General features: G+C 72.9%; 12 protein-coding genes. 7 read left to right on the top strand and 5 right to left on the bottom strand.

Features of this window, described 5'->3' with window-relative positions:
- Window positions 1-26: 26 nt before the first annotated feature.
- Window positions 27-1,040, bottom strand: coding sequence for a uroporphyrinogen decarboxylase (hemE, locus tag ABT238_RS09845; RefSeq protein ID WP_350756523.1), 1,014 nt, complete (start codon window positions 1,038-1,040; stop codon window positions 27-29).
- Between the two features lie 259 nt (window positions 1,041-1,299).
- Between hemE and ABT238_RS09840 the strand changes: the two genes are divergently transcribed.
- The 5 genes from ABT238_RS09840 to ABT238_RS09820 all read left to right on the top strand — a co-directional run bounded on the left by ABT238_RS09840 (window position 1,300) and on the right by ABT238_RS09820 (window position 8,023).
- Window positions 1,300-1,962: a DUF3000 domain-containing protein gene (locus tag ABT238_RS09840; protein WP_350567448.1), complete on the top strand. Its 663-nt coding sequence runs from the start codon at window positions 1,300-1,302 to the stop codon at window positions 1,960-1,962.
- Between the two features lie 317 nt (window positions 1,963-2,279).
- Window positions 2,280-3,005: a LuxR C-terminal-related transcriptional regulator gene (locus ABT238_RS09835; protein ID WP_350567446.1), complete on the top strand. Its 726-nt coding sequence runs from the start codon at window positions 2,280-2,282 to the stop codon at window positions 3,003-3,005.
- 164 nt (window positions 3,006-3,169) lie between these two features.
- Window positions 3,170-4,420 (top strand): HRDC domain-containing protein, encoded by a 1,251-nt coding sequence (locus tag ABT238_RS09830; RefSeq protein WP_350567444.1) that lies wholly within the window; start codon window positions 3,170-3,172, stop codon window positions 4,418-4,420.
- A 253-nt stretch (window positions 4,421-4,673) separates the two neighbouring features.
- Complete coding sequence (locus ABT238_RS09825) at window positions 4,674-5,891, top strand: thiolase family protein (protein ID WP_350567441.1); 1,218 nt, start codon at window positions 4,674-4,676, stop codon at window positions 5,889-5,891.
- A 2-nt stretch (window positions 5,892-5,893) separates the two neighbouring features.
- Window positions 5,894-8,023 (top strand): 3-hydroxyacyl-CoA dehydrogenase NAD-binding domain-containing protein, encoded by a 2,130-nt coding sequence (locus tag ABT238_RS09820; RefSeq protein ID WP_350756407.1) that lies wholly within the window; start codon window positions 5,894-5,896, stop codon window positions 8,021-8,023.
- 114 nt (window positions 8,024-8,137) lie between these two features.
- On the opposite strand, the gene ABT238_RS09815 is transcribed toward ABT238_RS09820, so the two are convergent.
- The 3 genes from ABT238_RS09815 to ABT238_RS09805 all read right to left on the bottom strand — a co-directional run bounded on the left by ABT238_RS09815 (window position 8,138) and on the right by ABT238_RS09805 (window position 13,099).
- Window positions 8,138-9,679 (bottom strand): ArnT family glycosyltransferase, encoded by a 1,542-nt coding sequence (locus tag ABT238_RS09815; protein ID WP_350567437.1) that lies wholly within the window; start codon window positions 9,677-9,679, stop codon window positions 8,138-8,140.
- Window positions 9,680-9,816: 137 nt separating this feature from the next.
- Window positions 9,817-11,721, bottom strand: coding sequence for a 1-deoxy-D-xylulose-5-phosphate synthase (gene dxs / locus ABT238_RS09810; protein WP_350756405.1), 1,905 nt, complete (start codon window positions 11,719-11,721; stop codon window positions 9,817-9,819).
- Window positions 11,722-11,914: 193 nt separating this feature from the next.
- On the bottom strand, window positions 11,915-13,099 hold the full coding sequence (locus tag ABT238_RS09805) for an ROK family transcriptional regulator (protein WP_350756403.1): 1,185 nt from the start codon (window positions 13,097-13,099) through the stop codon (window positions 11,915-11,917).
- Between the two features lie 474 nt (window positions 13,100-13,573).
- Here ABT238_RS09805 and ABT238_RS09800 point away from each other — a divergent pair, with 474 nt between their 5' ends.
- Together ABT238_RS09800 and pepN are read left to right on the top strand one after the other, a co-directional pair.
- Entirely contained in the window at window positions 13,574-15,316 is a 1,743-nt protein-coding gene (locus ABT238_RS09800) for an outer membrane protein assembly factor BamB family protein (protein WP_350756401.1), read from the top strand.
- A gap of 135 nt (window positions 15,317-15,451) precedes the next feature.
- Window positions 15,452-18,031 (top strand): aminopeptidase N, encoded by a 2,580-nt coding sequence (pepN, locus tag ABT238_RS09795; RefSeq protein WP_350567425.1) that lies wholly within the window; start codon window positions 15,452-15,454, stop codon window positions 18,029-18,031.
- Window positions 18,032-18,154: 123 nt separating this feature from the next.
- On the opposite strand, the gene ABT238_RS09790 is transcribed toward pepN, so the two are convergent.
- The gene (locus ABT238_RS09790) at window positions 18,155-18,385 is read right to left on the bottom strand and encodes a hypothetical protein (protein ID WP_350567414.1); all 231 of its coding nucleotides are present in this window, start codon (window positions 18,383-18,385) and stop codon (window positions 18,155-18,157) included.
- Window positions 18,386-18,389 lie beyond the last annotated feature (4 nt).

Below are 18,389 nucleotides of genomic sequence, written 5' to 3'. Positions count from 1 at the left end.
GAGGGGCCCGCCGCCGTCGCGGTGCGTCAGCGGGCGCTGGCCTCGTGCACGAAGGCGACCAGGCGGGAGAGCGCGTCCGGGTCCATGCTGGGCAGCACGCCGTGGCCGAGGTTGAAGATGTGGCCGCTGGTGCCGAGCGCCTGGGCGGCGTGCAGCACCTCGCGGGCCTTGGTCTCGACGGCCCTGGTCGGCGCGAACAGCACCGCCGGGTCGAGGTTGCCCTGCAGGCCCTTGCCGGGGCCGACCCGCTCGGCGGCGACGTTCAGCGGCACCCGCCAGTCGACGCCGACCACGTCGGCGCCGGCCTGGCCCATCAGGCCGAGCAGCTCGCCGGTGCCGACGCCGAAGTGGATCCGCGGCACGCCGTAGCCGGCGACCGCGTCGAACACCTTGGTGCTGGCCGGCATGACCGAGCGGCGGTAGTCGTCCGGGGCGAGCGAGCCGACCCAGGAGTCGAACAGCTGGACCGCGGAGGCGCCGGCCTCGATCTGCACCTTGAGGAAGGCGGCGGTGATGTCGGCCAGCCGGTCGACCAGGGCGGCCCACAGCTCGGGCTCGCCGTACATCATGGCCTTGGTGTTCTCGTGGTTCTTGGACGGACCGCCCTCGACCAGGTAGCTGGCCAGCGTGTAGGGGGCGCCGGCGAAGCCGATCAGCGGGGTGGAGCCGAGCTCGTCGACGAGCAGCCCGACCGCCTCGGTGATGCAGGAGACGTCGTCCGGCTCCAGCGGGCGCAGCCGCTGGAGGTCCGCGGCGGTGCGGATCGGGTCGGCGATGACCGGGCCGATGCCGGGCTTGATGTCGACGTCGATGCCGATCGCCTTGAGCGGCACCACGATGTCGCTGAAGAAGATCGCCGCGTCGACCTTGTGCCGGCGCACCGGCTGGAGGGTGATCTCCTTGACCAGCTCGGGCCGCATGCAGGACTCCAGCATGGGGATGCCCTCGCGGACCTTCAGGTACTCGGGCAGCGAGCGGCCGGCCTGGCGCATGAACCACACCGGGGTGTGCGGTACCGGCTCGTGCCGGCAGGCGCGCAGGAACGCCGAGTCGTACGCGGCGCCGCGGCGCGCGTCGGGCTGCTGACCGGGGGTGGCGCCGGTCGGGGGGACTGCCGGGGTGGCTGCCGTGGTGTCTGCCGTCGTCTCGCTCACGCTCCAAATCTTCGCACGCGGCCCGGATGCCTCCGTCCCGGTGGCCTCGTCGGTTCCTCCAAGATCTGGCCGGATTGCCGCCCCGGCGCGCCGCGCGGGAAGAAGTTGCGGCGATTACCCGCGTTTTCGACCTAGTCTTCGGGTCATGGCAGCGGTCGGAGGGCACCCCTCGCAGGGTGGCGGAGCAGGTGGCGGAACGGGTCGGGAGGCGGCGCCGAGCGAGTTCCGGTCCGCCGTGGAGGCACTCTCCGAGGCCCGGCTGCGCCCCGAGCTCGTCCTCTCCCCCGCCCCGGCGCCCCGCCGGCTGGCGCCGTTCTCCTTCGCGCTGACCGCCGCCGTCGAGGTGGACGGCGAGGAGCTGGCCGACGGCCGGCTGGTGCTGCTGCACGACCCGGCCGGGCAGGAGGCCTGGAACGGTGACTTCCGGGTGGTCACCATGACCCGGGCCGAGCTGGAGCCGGAGATGGCCGGCGACCCGATGCTCTCCGAGGTCGGCTGGGCCTGGCTGCTGGACGCGCTGCAGGCGCACGGCGCCGGGTACGCGGAGCCGTCCGGCACGGTGACCCGGTGCGCCTCGCAGTACTTCGGCGGGCTGGCGGACCGCGCGTCGAGCACCGAGATCGAGATCCGGGCGTCCTGGACGCCGGCCGACGGCCGCTTCGAGCGGCACCTGGCGGCCTGGGGTGACCTGCTCTGCATCAGCGCGGGCCTGCCGCCCGCCTCCCCGGCCCCGCACTCCCCGGCGGACGTCACGTCACTCGGTGGAGTGGTTCCGATGCCGGCGCGGCGACGCCCTCGTTCGCACTGAGGAGTGGCGCCCGCCGGGGCGTCATCGGCGGACGCGTCGCCACCCCCAAGGCTGACGGAGTGTGACTTCATGGCGGCCCTGCGTCAATAACGCGCTCGGAACCGACCACTTTGCGTCGGATCTGATCGATTTTGTACGAATTCCAGGCATGTCGCATCAGTCATCTGCGCGATTTGTCCGTATTGTGACTCACTAGATCGTGATCTTTCGCTAAAGCCGGGCACGGATGCTGCCGAAGCAGACTGTGACCCTTTCCGAACGCGGAACACTCCGACCGCCCCCTCGGGGTTCCGTCCGCCACTCCCGCAGGAGGCCTGGTGTCGGTCCTTCTTGAGCACCCCGCAAACGTGGTCGCCTACCGCCCGACCAAGCCCACCGCCATGGTGGTCATCGCGGATCCCCGCGTCCGAAACACCGTCACCCGTCACCTCTGGGCGCTCGGCGTCCGGGACGTGATCGAGGTGTCCTCGATCGCCGAGGCCCGCCCCCGGGTCTCCACGCCGCGCGACATCTGCGTCGCCGACGTCCACCTGCCCGACGGCTCCGGACTCACCATCCTCGCCGAGACCCGCGCCGCCGGCTGGCCCAACGGGCTGGCGCTCTCCGCCGCCGACGACATCGGCGCCGTGCGCAGCGCGCTGGCCGGCGGGGTGAAGGGCTACGTCGTCACCGGTACCCGCACCAACGTCGCCATGCCGGGCCGCCCCGGCCTGCCGCTCGGCGCCGCCGGGCTGGCCGGCCGGATGCGCCGGCCCGGGATGCCGGGCATGCCGGGCGTGGGCGGGGCGCCGGGCGCTCCCGGTGCGCACGGTGCGCACGGTGCGCCGGGCACGCAGCAGGCCGCCTACCGCGAGCTCTCCGGGCGCGAGGTGGAGGTGCTGCGCCTGGTGGCCGAGGGCCAGTCGAACAAGGCGATCGGCGTGGCGATGGGCCTCTCGGCGCTCACCGTCAAGAGCCACCTCGCCCGGATCGCCCGCAAGCTCGGCACCGGCGACCGCGCCGGGATGGTCGCGGTCGCGTTGCGCACCGGCATCATCCACTGACCCCGGCCGTCGCGGCGGCCCTGGAGGAACGTTTCCTCCGGGGCCGCCGCAACGCGCTGCCCGGAACCGGATCGCCGCCCGGAGGGCGGGCCGGCGGCCCCCCGCCATCGGTCTGACCAGTCCGACAACACTCCCGGTCGCGGGGACCGTCGTACCCTTGGTGGGTGACCGACGCCGTAGCAGCCATCCCAGAAGAAGCAGCCCCGGTCCCGCTCCTCGAACCGAAGGAGGGGATCCCTCCGGTCGTGGCGGACGAGCAGGCGCTGGCCGCCACCGTCGCCGCCTTCGCGGCGGGAACCGGACCGGTCGCCGTCGACGCCGAGCGGGCCTCCGGCTACCGCTACGGCCAGCGGGCGTACCTCATCCAGCTGCGCCGCGCGGGCGCCGGTACCGCGCTGATCGACCCGATCGCCTGCCCCGACCTCGGCGCGCTGGGGGCGGCCCTCGCGGACACCGAATGGGTGGTGCACGCCGCCACCCAGGACCTGCCCTGCCTGGCCGAGGTGGGCATGAGACCCCAGCGCCTGTTCGACACCGAGCTGGCCGGGCGGATCGCCGGCTTCGCCCGGGTCGGCCTCGGGCCGATGACCGAGAGCGTGCTCGGCCTGAGCCTGGCCAAGGAGCACTCCGCGGTCGACTGGTCCACCCGTCCGCTGCCCGAGCCGTGGCTGCGCTACGCCGCTCTGGACGTCGAGGTGCTGGTCGAGCTGCGCAACGCACTCGAACAGGAGCTGGACGCCCAGGGCAAGCTCGGCTGGGCCCTGGAGGAGTTCGCGGCGATCGCCGCCGCCCCCCGCCCGGCCCCGCGGACCGACCCCTGGCGCCGCACCTCGCAGCTGCACAAGGTCCGCCGGCGCCGCCAGCTGGCCGTGGTGCGCGAGCTGTGGCTGGCCCGCGACCGGATGGCGCAGGAGCGGGACGTCTCGCCCGGCCGGGTGCTGTCGGACGCCGCGATCGTCAACGCCGCACTGGCCATGCCGCTGACCGTCGCCGCGCTGCAGGCCGTCCAGGGCTTCGGGCCGCGGGTGCACCGGCGCCAGCTGGAGCAGTGGCTGGCCGCCGTCCAGCGCGGGCGGGAGGTGCCGGAGAACCAGCTGCCGCCGGCCGCCGCGCCGCACGACGGCCCGCCTCCGCCGCGCGCCTGGGCCGAGAAGGACCCGGTGGCCGCCGCCCGGCTGAGCGGGGCGCGGGCCGCGGTGAGCGAGCTGGCCGAGCACCACCACCTGCCGGCCGAGAACCTGATCACCCCGGACCTGGTCCGCCGGGTCTCCTGGGAGCCGCCGGCCGACGCCTCCGCGGCGAACGTGGCCGCGGCGCTGCGCCGGCTGGGCGCCCGCCAGTGGCAGGTGGACCTGGTCGCCCCGGTGATGGCCACCGCCTTCGCCAAGGCGGCGACGGCGGCCCAGCAAGGCTGATCGGAACACCCGGCGGGACACGCAGCAGGACGCACGGAGAAGGGGATGCCGCCCGCGAGGGGCGGCATCCCCTTTTGTCGCACCCGGAGCACAACGTGTCCGGGGACACATCGGGAGAAGCGGCCGACGGGCCTGGGCAGGTTGGTTACCGACGGGTAGCATGACGGTGAAGCGGCGCCGCTCACATCCCCTCGTGCGATGGTGAGCGGCAGCCTGCCCACTTGAACCGTTGGTCCCTGGGAGGAGAGCCCCCGTGCCTCGTACCGTGAGGGACGTCGTCTTCGTCGACGGCGTCCGCACCCCGTTCGGCAAGGCCGGCCCGAAGGGCATCTACCACGAGACGCGCGCCGACGACCTGGTCGTCAAGTGCATCCGGGAGCTCGTGCGCCGCAACCCGAACCTGCCCGTCGAGCGCATCGACGAGGTCGCCATCGCGGCCACCACGCAGATCGGCGACCAGGGTCTGACCATCGGCCGCACCGCCGCACTGCTGTCCGGCCTGCCGAAGTCCGTCCCCGGCTACGCGATCGACCGCATGTGCGCCGGCGCGCTGACCGCCGTGACCACCACCGCCGGCGGCATCGCCTTCGGCGCGTACGACGTGGTCGTGGCCGGCGGCGTGGAGCACATGGGCCGCCACCCGATGGGCGAGGGCGTCGACCCGAACCCGCGCTTCGTCTCCGAGAAGCTGGTCGACGAGTCCGCCCTGTTCATGGGCATGACCGCGGAGAACCTGCACGACCGGTTCCCGCACCTGACCAAGGAGCGCTGCGACGCCTACGCCGTGCGCTCGCAGGAGAAGGCCGCCAAGGCGTACGCCAACGGCGACATCCAGCCCGGCCTGGTGCCGATCTCGGTCCGCAACACCAACCCCGAGGTCGGCGAGACCGGCTGGGGCCTGGCCACCGTGGACGAGCCGATGCGCCCGGGCACCACGATGGAGAACCTGCGCGGTCTGAAGACCCCGTTCCGCCCGCACGGCAACATCACCGCGGGCAACTCGGCCGGTCTCAACGACGGCGCCACCGCCTCGCTGCTGGCCGCCGAGGACGTGGCCGAGGAGCTGGGCCTGCCGGTCAGGATGCGCCTGGTCTCGTACGCCTTCGCGGGCGTCGAGCCCGAGGTGATGGGCATCGGCCCGGTGCCGGCGACCGAGAAGGCGCTGGCCAAGGCCGGTCTGACCATCGACGACATCGGCGCGTTCGAGGTCAACGAGGCCTTCGCCGTCCAGGTGCTGGCGTTCCTGGACCACTACGGCATCGCGGACGACGACGAGCGGGTCAACCCGTACGGCGGCGCGATCGCGTTCGGCCACCCGCTGGCCTCCTCCGGCGTGCGCCTGATGAACCAGCTGGCCCGCCGCTTCGAGCAGCGCCCGGACGTCCGCTACGGCCTCACCACGATGTGCATCGGCTTCGGCATGGGCGGCACCGTCATCTGGGAGAACCCGCACTTCGAGGGTGGTAAGTGAGCATGAGCACCACGACTGAGCTGCTGACCCGCGGCGCCGAGCTCTTCCCCGGCGAGGTCGTCACCACCGCGCACGTGCGCCACCTGGACCTGCCGCTGCAGGCCGGCCGGCTGGCCCTGATCACCCTGGACAACGGCTTCGACCACACCAAGCCGACCACCTTCGGCCCGGGCTCGCTGCTCAAGCTGAACGAGGCGCTGGACCAGGTCGAGGCGGAGGCCGCCGAGGGCACCATCGTCGGTGCCGCCATCACCGGCAAGCCGTTCATCTTCGCGGTCGGCGCCGACCTCAAGGGCGTCGAGCTGCTCAAGGAGCACGGCGACGCGCTGGCCATCGGCAAGGGCGGCCACGAGGTCTTCAAGCGGATCGCCGCGCTGCCCGTCCCGACCTTCGCGTTCTACAACGGCGCGGCGATGGGCGGCGGCGTCGAGGTCGGCCTGCACTGCGACTACCGCACGGTGTCGGCGGGCGTCCCGGCGTTCTCGCTGCCCGAGGTCTTCCTGGGCCTCGTCCCCGGCTGGGGCGGCTGCAGCATCCTGCCGAACCTGATCGGCCCGGCGAAGGCCGTCAAGGTCATCATCGAGAACTCGATGGCGCAGAACAAGCAGCTCAAGGGCAAGGACGTGTTCGAGCTGGGGATCGCCGACGCGATCTTCGAGCCGGCCGACTTCCTGGAGCAGTCGCTGCTCTGGGCGGCCCGCGTGCTCACGGGCGACGTGGTCGTCGAGCGCGAGGCGATCGACCGCGGCAAGGCCTGGGACGACGCCGTCGCCTGGGGCCGGCTGGTCGCCGACGCCAAGGTGCACGGGGCGGCCCCGGCCGCGTACCGGGCGCTGGACATCATCGCCCGGGTCAAGGACGAGAACCTGCAGGCCGGCTTCGACGCCGAGGACGCGGCCCTGGCCGACCTCATCATGGGCGGCGAGCTGCGCAGCGGCATCTACGCCTTCAACCTGGTGCAGCGCCGGGCCAAGCGCCCGGTCGGCGCCCCGGACAAGTCGCTGGCCCGCCCGGTCACCAAGGTCGGCGTCGTCGGCGCCGGCCTGATGGCCTCGCAGCTGGCGCTGCTGTTCGCCCGCCGCCTGGAGGTGCCGGTGGTCCTCACCGACATCGACCAGGAGCGCGTCGACAAGGGCGTGGGCTACGTCCACGCCGAGATCGACAAGCTGCTGGAGAAGGGCCGGATCGGCAAGGACAAGTCCAACCGCCTCAAGGGCCTGGTCTCCGGCTCGCTCGACAAGGCCGCGGCCTTCGGCGACGCCGACTTCGTGATCGAGGCCGTGTTCGAGGAGATGGGCGTCAAGCAGACCGTCTTCGCGGACCTGGAGAACGTGGTCTCGCCGACCTGCGTGCTGGCGACCAACACCTCCTCGCTGTCGGTCACCGAGATGGCCTCGAAGCTGAAGCACCCGGAGCGGGTCGTCGGCTTCCACTTCTTCAACCCGGTCGCCATCCTGCCGCTGCTGGAGATCGTCCGCGGCGAGAAGACCGACGACGCCTCGCTGGCCACCGCCTTCGGCGTCTCGAAGAAGCTGAGGAAGACCTCGGTGCTGGTCAAGGACGCCCCGGCGTTCGTGGTCAACCGGATCCTGACCCGCTTCATGGGCGAGATCCAGACGATCATCGACGAGGGCACCCCGATCGCCACCGTCGAGAAGGGCGTCGAGCCGCTCGGCCTGCCGATGTCCCCGATCGTGCTGCTGGAGCTGGTCGGCCCGGCCATCGCCCAGCACGTCTCGGAGACCCTGCACGGCGCGTTCCCGGAGCGGTTCGCCGTCTCCGAGAACCTCGGCAAGGTGGTCAAGGCCGGCAAGCGCGGCTTCTACACCTGGGTGGACGGCCAGCAGGTCCTCGACCCCGAGGTGCTGGAGCTGCTCTCCTTCGGCGACACCGTGCTGACCGAGGAGCAGGTCCTGGCCCGCGCCCTGGAGGCCGTGGCGCAGGAGATCGGCCTGATGCTGGAGGAGGGTGTCGTCGCCGAGGCGCAGGACATCGACCTCTGCATGATCACCGGCGCCGGCTGGCCCTTCCACCTGGGCGGGATCACCCCGTACCTGGACCGTGAGGGCATCTCGGAGCGGGTGAACGGCAAGCGCTTCCTCGCCCCGGGCGTGGCCTCGGTGCCCGCCTAGCCGCGACGCGCGAAGGGCCCCGGTGACCTTGATGGTCACCGGGGCCCTTCGCGTTCCTCCTGCGGCCCTTCGCGCCCCTCCTGGGGCGCCCCGCCCGGGGCCCCGGCGGGGCGGTCAGCGCTTGAGGCGGTAGACGACGGTGTCGGCGAAGACGCCGACCATCTCGTAGTGGGTCTCCAGCAGGTTCTCGATCTTCGGGATCATGCCGGGCTGGTACGGCGCGAGGCCGGAGTCGTCGACGACGACCTCGGGCAGGCCCTTGGCGATCTCCTGGTCGAAGGTCTGCCAGGCGTTGGCCATCGAGAACTGCTCGCCGACGTTGGCACTGCCGTCCTTGCCGCCGCTGTAGTTGGTCAGGAAGCCCGCGGTGAGGTAGCGGCTGGCGGGCTTGCGGTCGGCGAGCCAGTACAGCTCCGGGTGCATGCCCCAGACCAGCACGGTGTCCTTGGGGGTGGTCTGCGCGGCGACGGCGGTGGCGACCTCGGTGGTGCGGTCCAGCCGCTCCCCCGGCCAGGCCAGCGCCAGGCCCCAGAAGAAGGTGGCGGCGGCCGTGGTGTACGCCAGCACCGGCTTCCAGCGGACGGCCGAGGTGGCGATCGCCCCGGTGCCCAGCAGCACCAGCGGCGGCATCAGCTGGAGGTAGTAGTGGCCGAAGAAGTGGAAGCCGACGCTGACCGCGACGACCGAGGAGAGCAGCCACATCCACAGGTCGGTGGTGGAGCCGTGCTCCTCGCCGGCGACCGGCAGCGGGCGGTGCCGGTACTTCAGCCAGAGCCGGCGGCCGACCGGCAGCAGGAAGCCGAGGCCGGCGCCGATCAGGATCGCCGAGTTGCCGAGCGCCCGGCCGACCATCTGCAGCAAGGCGCCGCCGGCGGTGGCGTAGTCGCCGCTGCCGGTGACCACCCAGAACAGGAAGCCCTTGGGCTTGGTGAGGATCACCGCGACCAGCGCTATCGGCAGGGTGAAGCCGAAGCCGATCTTGAGCAGGGCGGGGATCCAGCGCACACCGCGCCGGCGGGCGTCCTGGAAGAGCATCCAGAGCACCGGCAGCAGCACCGCGCCACCGGTCTGTTTGGTCAGCGAGCAGAGCGCCACCGCGATGCCGGCGGCCAGCCAGCGGCGCCGCTCCGCGTAGCGGAAGGCGGCCACCATGGCGGGCAGCATGAAGACCTCGAAGGTCGCCGCCTGGGTGTCCTCCGGGGAGAGCCCGATGGAGACCAGCAGGTAGAGCAGCCCCGCGCCGACGCCGGCCCGGTCGCCCCAGCGGCCGCGCGCGATCGAGGCCAGCAGGATCGCGGTGACCAGGTGGGCGACCACCGCCAGGGTGCGCAGCGGCCAGAGCGAGGCGGAGCCGAAGACCGCGAAGCAGGCCTGGTAGAGCCAGGGCAGCAGCGGCGGCTTGCGGTCCACCACGGTGTCGTAGAGCACGCCGCCGTCGGCGAGCATCCGGGCCTGGGTGGCCAGGAAGCCCTCGTCGGGGCTCCAGACCGGGCGGATGAAGGACGGCAGGTGGGTGAGCAGGGCGACCAGGGCCAGCAGCGGCACCAGCCGCGACCAGTAGCCGGTCTTCACGCGCTCCCAGCCGGAGGCCGGGGGTACCCCCACGGGCAGGCGCTCGGCGAGCGCGGAGAGACGGGATCGGATGGGGGTCGGCACGGATGACAACCTACCGGGCGGGATCGGCGCGGGCAGCGCCGGTCCCGCCTTTGGTGCGATTATCAGCCCCAGGCCGGTGCGACTGGTACAGAGTTGTCACACACGGCCGGGGCGGGACGGCGGCACGGGGCGGCGGGTCAGGCCTCGACGGTCACGTCGAGGCGGGAGACCAGCGCGGCCACCCGGCGGGCGACGTCCGGGGCGGTGAGGCCGGTCTCGGCGAGGATCTCGGGCCGCGAGGCGTGGTCCAGGAACTCCTGCGGGATGCCGAAGTCGCGCACCGGCAGGTCCACGTCCGCGTCGCGCAGCGCCTGGGCGACGGCCGCGCCGACGCCGCCGACCCGGCCGTTGTCCTCGACCGTGACGACCACCCGGTGCTCGGCGGCCAGGCCGGGCAGCGCCGGGTCGACCGGCTTGACCCAGCGCGGGTCCACCACGGTGGAGGTGATGCCCCGGGCGGCCAGCAGGTCGGCCACCTCCAGGCACATCGGGGCGAGCGCGCCGACCGAGACGATCAGCACGTCGGCCCGGCGGCCCTCCTCGGCGTCCGGGTTGACGCGCAGCAGGTCCATGCCGCCGACCTTGCCGACCGCCGGGACGGCCGGGCCGACGGTGCCCTTGGAGTAGCGGACCACGGTCGGGGCGTCCTTGACCTCGACGGCCTCGCGCAGCTGGGCGCGCAGCTGGTCGGCGTCGCGCGGGGCGGCGAGCCGCAGGCCGGGGACGACCTGCAGGATCGACATGTCCCACATGCCGTTGTGCGAGGCGCCGTCGTCACCGGTGACGCCGGCCCGGTCCAGGGTGAAGGTGACGCCCAGCTTGTGCAGGGCGACGTCCATCAGGACCTGGTCGAAGGCGCGGTTCAGGAAGGTCGCGTAGACCGCGAAGACCGGGTGCAGGCCGCCGGTGGCCAGGCCGGCCGCGCTGGTGACGGCGTGCTGCTCGGCGATGCCGACGTCGAAGATGCGCTCCGGGAAGGCCTCCGCGAAGGGGGCGAGGCCGACCGGGTGCAGCATCGCGGCGGTGATGCCGACGATGTCCTCGCGCTCGTGGCCGAGCGCGACCATCTCCTCGGCGAAGACCGAGGTCCAGCTCCGGCCACCACCGCTCTTGATCGGCAGGCCGGTCTCCGGGTGGATCACGCCGACCGCGTGGAAGCGGTCCTCGTCGTTGTTCTCGGCGGCGTGGTAGCCGCGGCCCTTCTCGGTGAGGCAGTGCACGATCACCGGGCCGCCGAAGCCGCGCGCCTTGGTGAGCGCGGACTCCAGGGCGGTGAGGTCGTGGCCGTCGATCGGGCCGATGTACTTGAGGCCGAGGTCCTCGAACATGCCCTGCGGGGCGATGAAGTCCTTCAGGCCCTTCTTGGCGCCGTGCAGGGTCTCGAACAGCTGCTGGCCGACCACGGGGGTGCGCTGCAGCGCGTCCTTGCCCCAGGACAGGAAGCGCTCGTAGCCCTGGGTGGTGCGCAGGGTGGCGAGGTGGTTGGCCAGGCCGCCGATGGTGGGCGAGTAGGAGCGCTCGTTGTCGTTGACGACGATGACGACCGGGCGGTCCTTGGCGTCGGCGATGTTGTTGAGCGCCTCCCAGGCCATGCCGCCGGTCAGCGCGCCGTCGCCGATCACGGCCACCACCGGGTCGTGCTTGCCGAGCAGCTGGTTGGCCTTGGCCAGGCCGTCGGCGTAGGAGAGGACGGTGGAGGCGTGCGAGTTCTCGATCACGTCGTGCTCGGACTCGGCGCGCGACGGGTAGCCGGACAGGCCGCCCTTGGTGCGCAGGCCGGAGAAGTCCTGGCGGCCGGTGAGCAGCTTGTGGACGTAGCTCTGGTGGCCGGTGTCGAAGAGGACGCGGTCGCGCGGGGAGTCGAAGACCCGGTGCAGCGCGATGGTGAGCTCCACCACGCCGAGGTTCGGGCCGAGGTGGCCGCCCGTCTTGGAGACCTCGGTCACCAGGAAGGTCCGGATCTCCTGGGCCAGCGCGGTCAGCTGTCCGGGCGTGAGCCGGTCGAGATCGCGCGGTCCCCGAATGCGGGTCAGCAGGGCCACCCGTTCCTCCTCGTTCAGTGTTCGCGGACCGCGGGGGCCCGACGGGCGTCGCTGCCCGGTGTCGACCGGTCGAGTCTAATGTCCGCCCACCGGACGCCGGGCGGCGCGTCCGGTGCCGGCGGCCGGTACGCGCCAGCCACCTCGATGGTCACTCTTTCGAGTGAACCTGGAAAACCGGCGTGTCGGTGTGCGTTCAGGAGCGGGCGACCGCGAGCGCGCTGGAGTCGCCCGCCTCGCTCATCACCAGGGCGAGCGCGCCCAGGACCTCCGCGCGGCCGCCCAGGGTACCCGGGACCACCGACAGCTGACGGGCGGCGCTGGGGATGGCGTAGCGGGCCACCGAGTCGCGGATCGGCGCGAGCACCAGCTCGCCGGCGTCGGCGAGGTCGCCGCCGAGGATCACCCGGCGCGGGTTGAGCAGGTTGCACAGGGTGGCGACGCCGATACCGATCTGCCGGCCGGCGTCGGCGATCACCCGGCGGCAGCCGAGGTCGCCCTCGCGGGCCAGCTCCACCACCCTGGGCAGGGTGAGCCCGGTGCCGAGGGTGGGGGTGAGCAGGTTCAGGAGGTAGCGGGAGCCCACGAAGGTCTCCAGGCAGCCCCGGTTGCCGCAGCGGCAGACCGGGCCGGCCTCGTCCAGGGTGATGTGGCCGATCTCGCCCGCGGTGCCGCCCGGCCCCCGGTAGATCTGCCCGTTGACCACCAGGCCGGCGCCGACGCCGCTGGCCACCTTGATGTAGGCGAGGTCGTTCAGGCCCCGGCCGGCACCCCAGACCAGCTCGCCGAGCGCGCCGAGGTTGGCGTCGTTGTCGACGTGCACCGGCATGCCGAGCCGCTCGGCCAGCTCACGGCCGGGGGCGATGCCCGTCCAGCCGGGCAGGATCGCGGTGGAGCCCAGCGCGCCGGTCTCCACGTCGATCGGGCCGGGAACGCCCAGGCCCACGCCGATCACCTTGTCGGGGCGGAAACCGGCCTCCGCGAGCAGCCGCCCGACCAGGGCCTCGGCCCGGTCGAAGCCCTGGGCCGCGGAGACGTCGACGTCCATCGGGGCGCTCTCCTCGGCGAGCACGCGGTGGGCGAGGTTGCCGACGGCGACCCGCAGGTGGGTGTGGCCGAAATCGATGCCCACCACGATGCCCGCGTCCCCGCTGAGCGAGACGCTGCGGGCGCGCCGGCCGCCGGCGGAGGTGTCGGCCACCACGACGGTGCCGCTCTCCTTCAGTTCCCGGACGATGTTGGACACGGTGGCCGCCGAGAGGCCGGTCCCGCGGGCGATCTCGGCCTGGGTCAGCGAACCGGCCATCCGCACCGCGCGGAGCACCCGCTCCAGGTTGGCCCGGTGCAGCGAGGACTGCGAGCCCGGTGTGTCCGTCGACATGATCCACCCTCCCAAGGGCGCGGGGACCCCTCCGCCGGGCGTCCCCTTTCAAGTCCTGAAGCCTAGGCCCTCCCGTGGAAGGTGAAGGCACGGCGGAGGGACGGCGAAGGGACGGCGGAGGGGCGGGGACCGGGCGGGGGCCGCGAGCGGGCCCGGCCGGGCCCCCGGGAAGGGCCGGGGAGCAGGTCAGCGAGGTGGGCCGGGGACTGACAGCACCCCAGGTCGGCGCGGGGACGGCCGGGCTTCCGGGTTCCGCCGCCCGTCCGAAAACCGACCCCCCGTACGATGGTGCCCAATCTCACCTGTCCCGCCGGTCACGGATCGTGCGCCGAGCCCGGGACGCTTCCAGACATGACGGGGCAACAGATGGCAGGGGATCACCCCATACCGGGAGCTGGCGAAGCTCCCGGCGGTGGACCGGACAACCGGGGCGTCGCGTTCGGACGCAAGCCGGGCGGCGTCGACCCGGCGGCCGTGGCGGACCAGCAGACTCAGCTCGACGGGGCGGCGGTCCCCGGTCAGGCCGCGCCGGCGGCCCCGGCCGCGCCGCCCGCCGCACCACCGGCACCGCCGGCCGCGGCTCCGGGCGGGTACGCCTACGCGCCCACCGCCCCGGCCTTCCCCGCGCAGGCACCGGCACCCGGCGCGCCGGTCGGCCCGTACGACCCGGCCCCCGGCCAGCCGCAGTTCGGGGGCCCGGCGCAGCAGCCGTACGGCTACGCGGCGCCGCCGCCCGCCGACGGCGGCGCCGGGTACGGCTACCCGCAGCAGGGCGGCTACTACCCGGGCGCCCCGGTGCCCGCCCCGCCCAAGCGGCGCAACCCCGTCATGGTCTGGGGCGGCATCATCGGCGGTGTGCTGGCGATCGCCATCGTCGCCGCGCTGGTCGTGCTCTTCACCGACGACAACAAGAAGAAGGACGACCCGCCGGCCGCCTCCGGCGGCAGCACCGGCCAGGTCACCGGCGGGACCTCGCCGGACGTCAGCGGCAGCACCTCGCCGTCGGCCGCGCCGAGCACCAGCAGCGGCGGCACCGGGGGTGGCGGCGGCAAGGCCGGCGCCTACAACCTGGCCTGGGCGGCCGACAAGCCGGCCAGCTCGGTCAGCGGCACCACCCGGCTGCTCGCCATCTGGGGTGCCGAGAAGGTCGCGGTGCGCGCCGACACCACCGGTATCCGCGCCGTCAACACCTCCGACGGCAAGGAGGCCTGGACCATCCCGGTGCCGTCCGGCGCCAAGGAGTTCTGCACCGCCTCGTACAACGCCAATTCCAAGCACGTCGCCGCGATCTCGCTGAACACCGGCGACAGCGACTGCTCCACCATCGCCGCCGTCGACCTCACCACGGGCAAGCTGTCGTGGACCGTCAAGGTCGGGCAGAGCCGGATGACCTCCCCCACCCTGACCATCACCGACAAGGTCGTCGGCATCGGCGCCAACACGGCCGCCGCGGTCAACGTCGCCGACGGCTCCGCGGTCTGGGCGTTCCAGCCGCGCGAGAAGGACTGCAGCGTCTACGGCACCGCCGCCGGCGCGCAGATCGTGGTCACCGACCGCTGCTACGGCCTCAACACCACCGTCAAGTCGCAGCTGGTGATCGTCGAGACGGACACCGGCAAGGTCGCCTCGCCCGCGCCGCTCACCCTGACCGGCAGCATCGAGCGGGTCGACAAGGTCCTCTCCGACCAGCCGCTCGTGCTGTCCATGTCCAGCGGCGCGAACGGCGACTACGTGCTGCCGTTCGACAAGACCAACAAGCCGGGCACCCAGATGCCCGTCAAGGAGCCCGGCTACGACAGCCTGCGGCTGAGTGGCCTGGCCGACGCCTTCACCCAGAGCGTGGTCAGCGGCACCACCCTGTACGTGCAGACCAACCCGAGCAAGCCGGCCGTCAACGCCTACGACCTGACCACCGGCAAGCGGCTCTGGTCGACCGACGGCAAGGCCAAGGACGGGCTGCGGCTGGTCTCCGGCACCGACAAGGACGGCAAGGTCCGGGCGATCCTGGACATGGGCTACGGCAACGACGCCAAGCTGGTGGCGCTCGCCCCCGCCGACGGCGCGGTCAGCGAGCTCGGCAACCTCACCGTCGGCAAGGACTCGGCCTTCAACATCGGCATGAGCACCAACGAGTTCGTCCTGAACTCCGACGGGTCGCTGTACGGCTTCTCCCGCGGCAGCTTCGACGCACCGGTGTTCAAGTACGTCAAGAAGTGACGCCGCGCGGGCGGGGCGGAGGGGACGCACGGTTCCCCTCCGCCCCGCCCGCCCCGTATCCGGGCATATACCGACGGGCCCGGCGGGCGGGCATGGCAGGATGCCAGGCATCAGCCTGACAAAGGAGTCCCGCGAGTGCCCGGCACCAACCTGACCCGTGAGGAGGCCCGCACCCGGGCCGACCTCCTGCACGTGGACGCGTACGACATCGAGCTCGACCTGAGCTCGGCCCGAGAGGGGGGCACCTTCCGGTCCACCACCGTGGTCCGGTTCACCGCCACCACCCCGGGCGCCTCCACCTTCATCGACCTGGTCGCCCCGAGCGTCGAGGAGATCGTCCTCAACGGCGAGCGGCTGGACACCGCCGTCTTCGCCGACAGCCGGATCGCGCTGGCGGGCCTCGCCGCCGAGAACGAGCTGCGCGTCGTCGCGAACTGCGCCTACACCAACACCGGTGAGGGCCTGCACCGGTTCGTCGACCCGGTCGACGGCGAGACCTACCTCTACACCCAGTTCGAGGTGCCGGACGCCCGCCGGGTCTTCGCCGCCTTCGAGCAGCCGGACCTGAAGGCCGCGTTCACCTTCACCGTGACCGCGCCCGCCGGCTGGAGCGTGATCTCCAACTCGCCCACCCCCGAGCCGGAGGGCGAGGGGGACACCCGGGTGTGGCGCTTCGCCCCGACCGGCCGGATCTCCTCCTACATCACCGCGCTCATCGCGGGCCCCTACGTCGGGGTCTTCGACGCCTACGAGAGCGGCGAGCAGAAGGTGCCGCTGGGCATCTACTGCCGGCCCTCGCTGCGCGAGTTCCTGGACGCCGAGGCGATCTTCGAGGTCACCAAGCAGGGCTTCGACTACTTCCAGGAGAAGTTCGACTTCCCCTACCCGTTCCCCAAGTACGACCAGCTCTTCGTGCCGGAGTTCAACGCCGGCGCGATGGAGAACGCGGGCGCCGTCACCCTGCGCGACCAGTACGTGTTCCGGTCCAAGGTGACCGACGCCGCGTACGAGGCCCGCGCCGCGACGATCCTGCACGAGCTCGCCCACATGTGGTTCGGCAACCTCGTCACCATGGAGTGGTGGAACGACCTCTGGCTGAACGAGTCGTTCGCCACCTACGCCGAGGCGGTCTGCCAGGCCGAGGCGCCGGACTCGAAGTGGCCCAACTCCTGGACCACCTTCGCCAACCAGATGAAGACCTGGGCGTACCGGCAGGACCAGCTGCCGTCCACCCACCCGATCATGGCCGACATCAACGACCTGGAGGACGTCCAGGTCAACTTCGACGGCATCACCTACGCCAAGGGCGCCTCGGTGCTCAAGCAGCTGGTGGCCTACGTCGGCCAGGACGCCTTCTTCGAGGGTGTGCGCGCCTACTTCAAGCGGCACGCCTGGGGCAACACCCGGCTCGGCGACCTGCTCGGCGCGCTGGAGGAGGCCAGCGGACGCGACCTCAAGGCCTGGTCCGCCGCCTGGCTGGAGACCGCCGGCATCAACGTGCTGCGGCCCGCGCTGACCCTCAACACCGACGGCGAGATCGAGTCCTTCGCCGTGCTCCAGGACGCCCCGGCGCTGCCGGCCGGCGCCAAGGGCGAGGCCGTGCTGCGCCCGCACCGGATCGCCGTCGGCCTGTACGAGCTGACCGACGGCGCGCTGGTGCGCACCGACCGGATCGAGCTGGACGTCGACGGCCCGCGCACCGAGGTGCCGCAGCTGGTCGGCCGCCACCGCCCGGCCGTGATCCTGCTGAACGACGACGACCTGTCCTACGCCAAGGTCCGGCTGGACGAGGACTCGCTGGCCGTGGTCACCGAGCACCTCGGCGGCTTCACCGACGCGCTGCCGCGCGCGCTGTGCTGGGCCTCCGCCTGGGACATGACCCGCGACGGCGAGCTGGCCGCCCGCGACTACCTGACGCTCGCCCTGTCCGGCCTGCCGGGCGAGAGCGACATCGGCGTCGTCCAGTCGGTGCACCGCCAGGTCAAGCTGGCGCTGGACGCCTACACCGACCCGGCCTGGCGCGAGCAGGGCCTGGCCCGCTGGGCCGAGGCCGCCGAGGAGGCGCTGCGCGCCGCCGAGCCGGGCAGCGACCACCAGCTGGCCTGGGCCCGCGCGCTGGCCGGCGTCGCCCGCACCGACGGTCAGCTCGGCCTGCTCGCCGGGCTGCTGGACGGCACCGCGCAGATCCCCGGCCTGGCCGTGGACACCGAGCTGCGCTGGACCCTGCTGGGCCGCCTCGCCGCGACCGGCCGGGCCGACGAGGCCGCGATCGCGGCCGAGCTGGCCCGCGACAACACCGCGGCCGGCCAGGAGCACGCGGCCAGCTGCCGCGCCGCCCGCCCGACCACCGAGGCCAAGGCCGCGGCCTGGGCGTCCGTGGTGGAGTCGGACGAGCTGACCAACTACGTGCAGGCGGCGGTGATCGCCGGCTTCCAGCAGGCCGACCAGCGCGCGCTGGTCGCGCCCTTCGCGGAGAAGTACTTCGCCGCGGTCAAGGGCGTCTGGGAGAGCCGCAGCCACGAGATCTCGCAGCAGATCATCACCGGGCTGTACCCGTCGCTGCTGGTCGAGCAGGCCACGCTGGACGCCACCGACGCGTGGCTGGCCTCGGCCGAGCCGGCGCCGGCGCTGCGGCGGCAGGTCGTCGAGGCGCGGGCCGGGGTGGAGCGGGCGCTGAAGGCCCAGGCCGCCGACCGGGCCGCCGCGGCGCGCTGACGTCCCGGTTCCCCCTCCGCCCCGCGCGGGCGGAGGGGGAACGCACGAGGGGGCGCCGGACCTGGTCCGGCGCCCCCTCGGGGTCTGTGCTGGGGTTCGTGGGCGGAGGAAGGAACCCCTCGGCTACTTCTTCTTGCCCTTGTCGCCGAGCGGCAGCGCGGCCAGGCCGCCGATGATCACGAAGGCCGCGATCGGGAGCAGCACGTACAGGCCGAGGGTCTCGGCGACGCTCAGGCCGCTACCCGGGTCGTCGCCGTCGTCCCGGGTGAGGGCCATGGCGGGCGACGACAGCAGCATCATCAGCGTGACCGTTGCGGTGACCGCGCCGGCTCGCAAAGCGTTCCTCTTGTCCACGGTG

The sequence above is a fragment of the Kitasatospora sp. NPDC001527 genome, from assembly GCF_040298605.1.
Classification (GTDB): Bacteria; Actinomycetota; Actinomycetes; order Streptomycetales; family Streptomycetaceae; genus Kitasatospora.
Note: the sequence above shows the minus strand (reverse complement) of the source record. Positions and strands in the feature narration are given on the sequence as shown.

Bases quoted from the DNA above. Each gene is read 5' to 3' on its own strand.
- ABT238_RS09820 (WP_350756407.1), top strand. From the start codon at position 5,894: ATGAGCACCACGACTGAGCTGCTGACCCGCGGCGCCGAGCTCTTCCCC.
- ABT238_RS09840 (WP_350567448.1), top strand. From the start codon at position 1,300: ATGGCAGCGGTCGGAGGGCACCCCTCGCAGGGTGGCGGAGCAGGTGGC.
- ABT238_RS09805 (WP_350756403.1), bottom strand. From the start codon at position 13,099: ATGTCGACGGACACACCGGGCTCGCAGTCCTCGCTGCACCGGGCCAAC.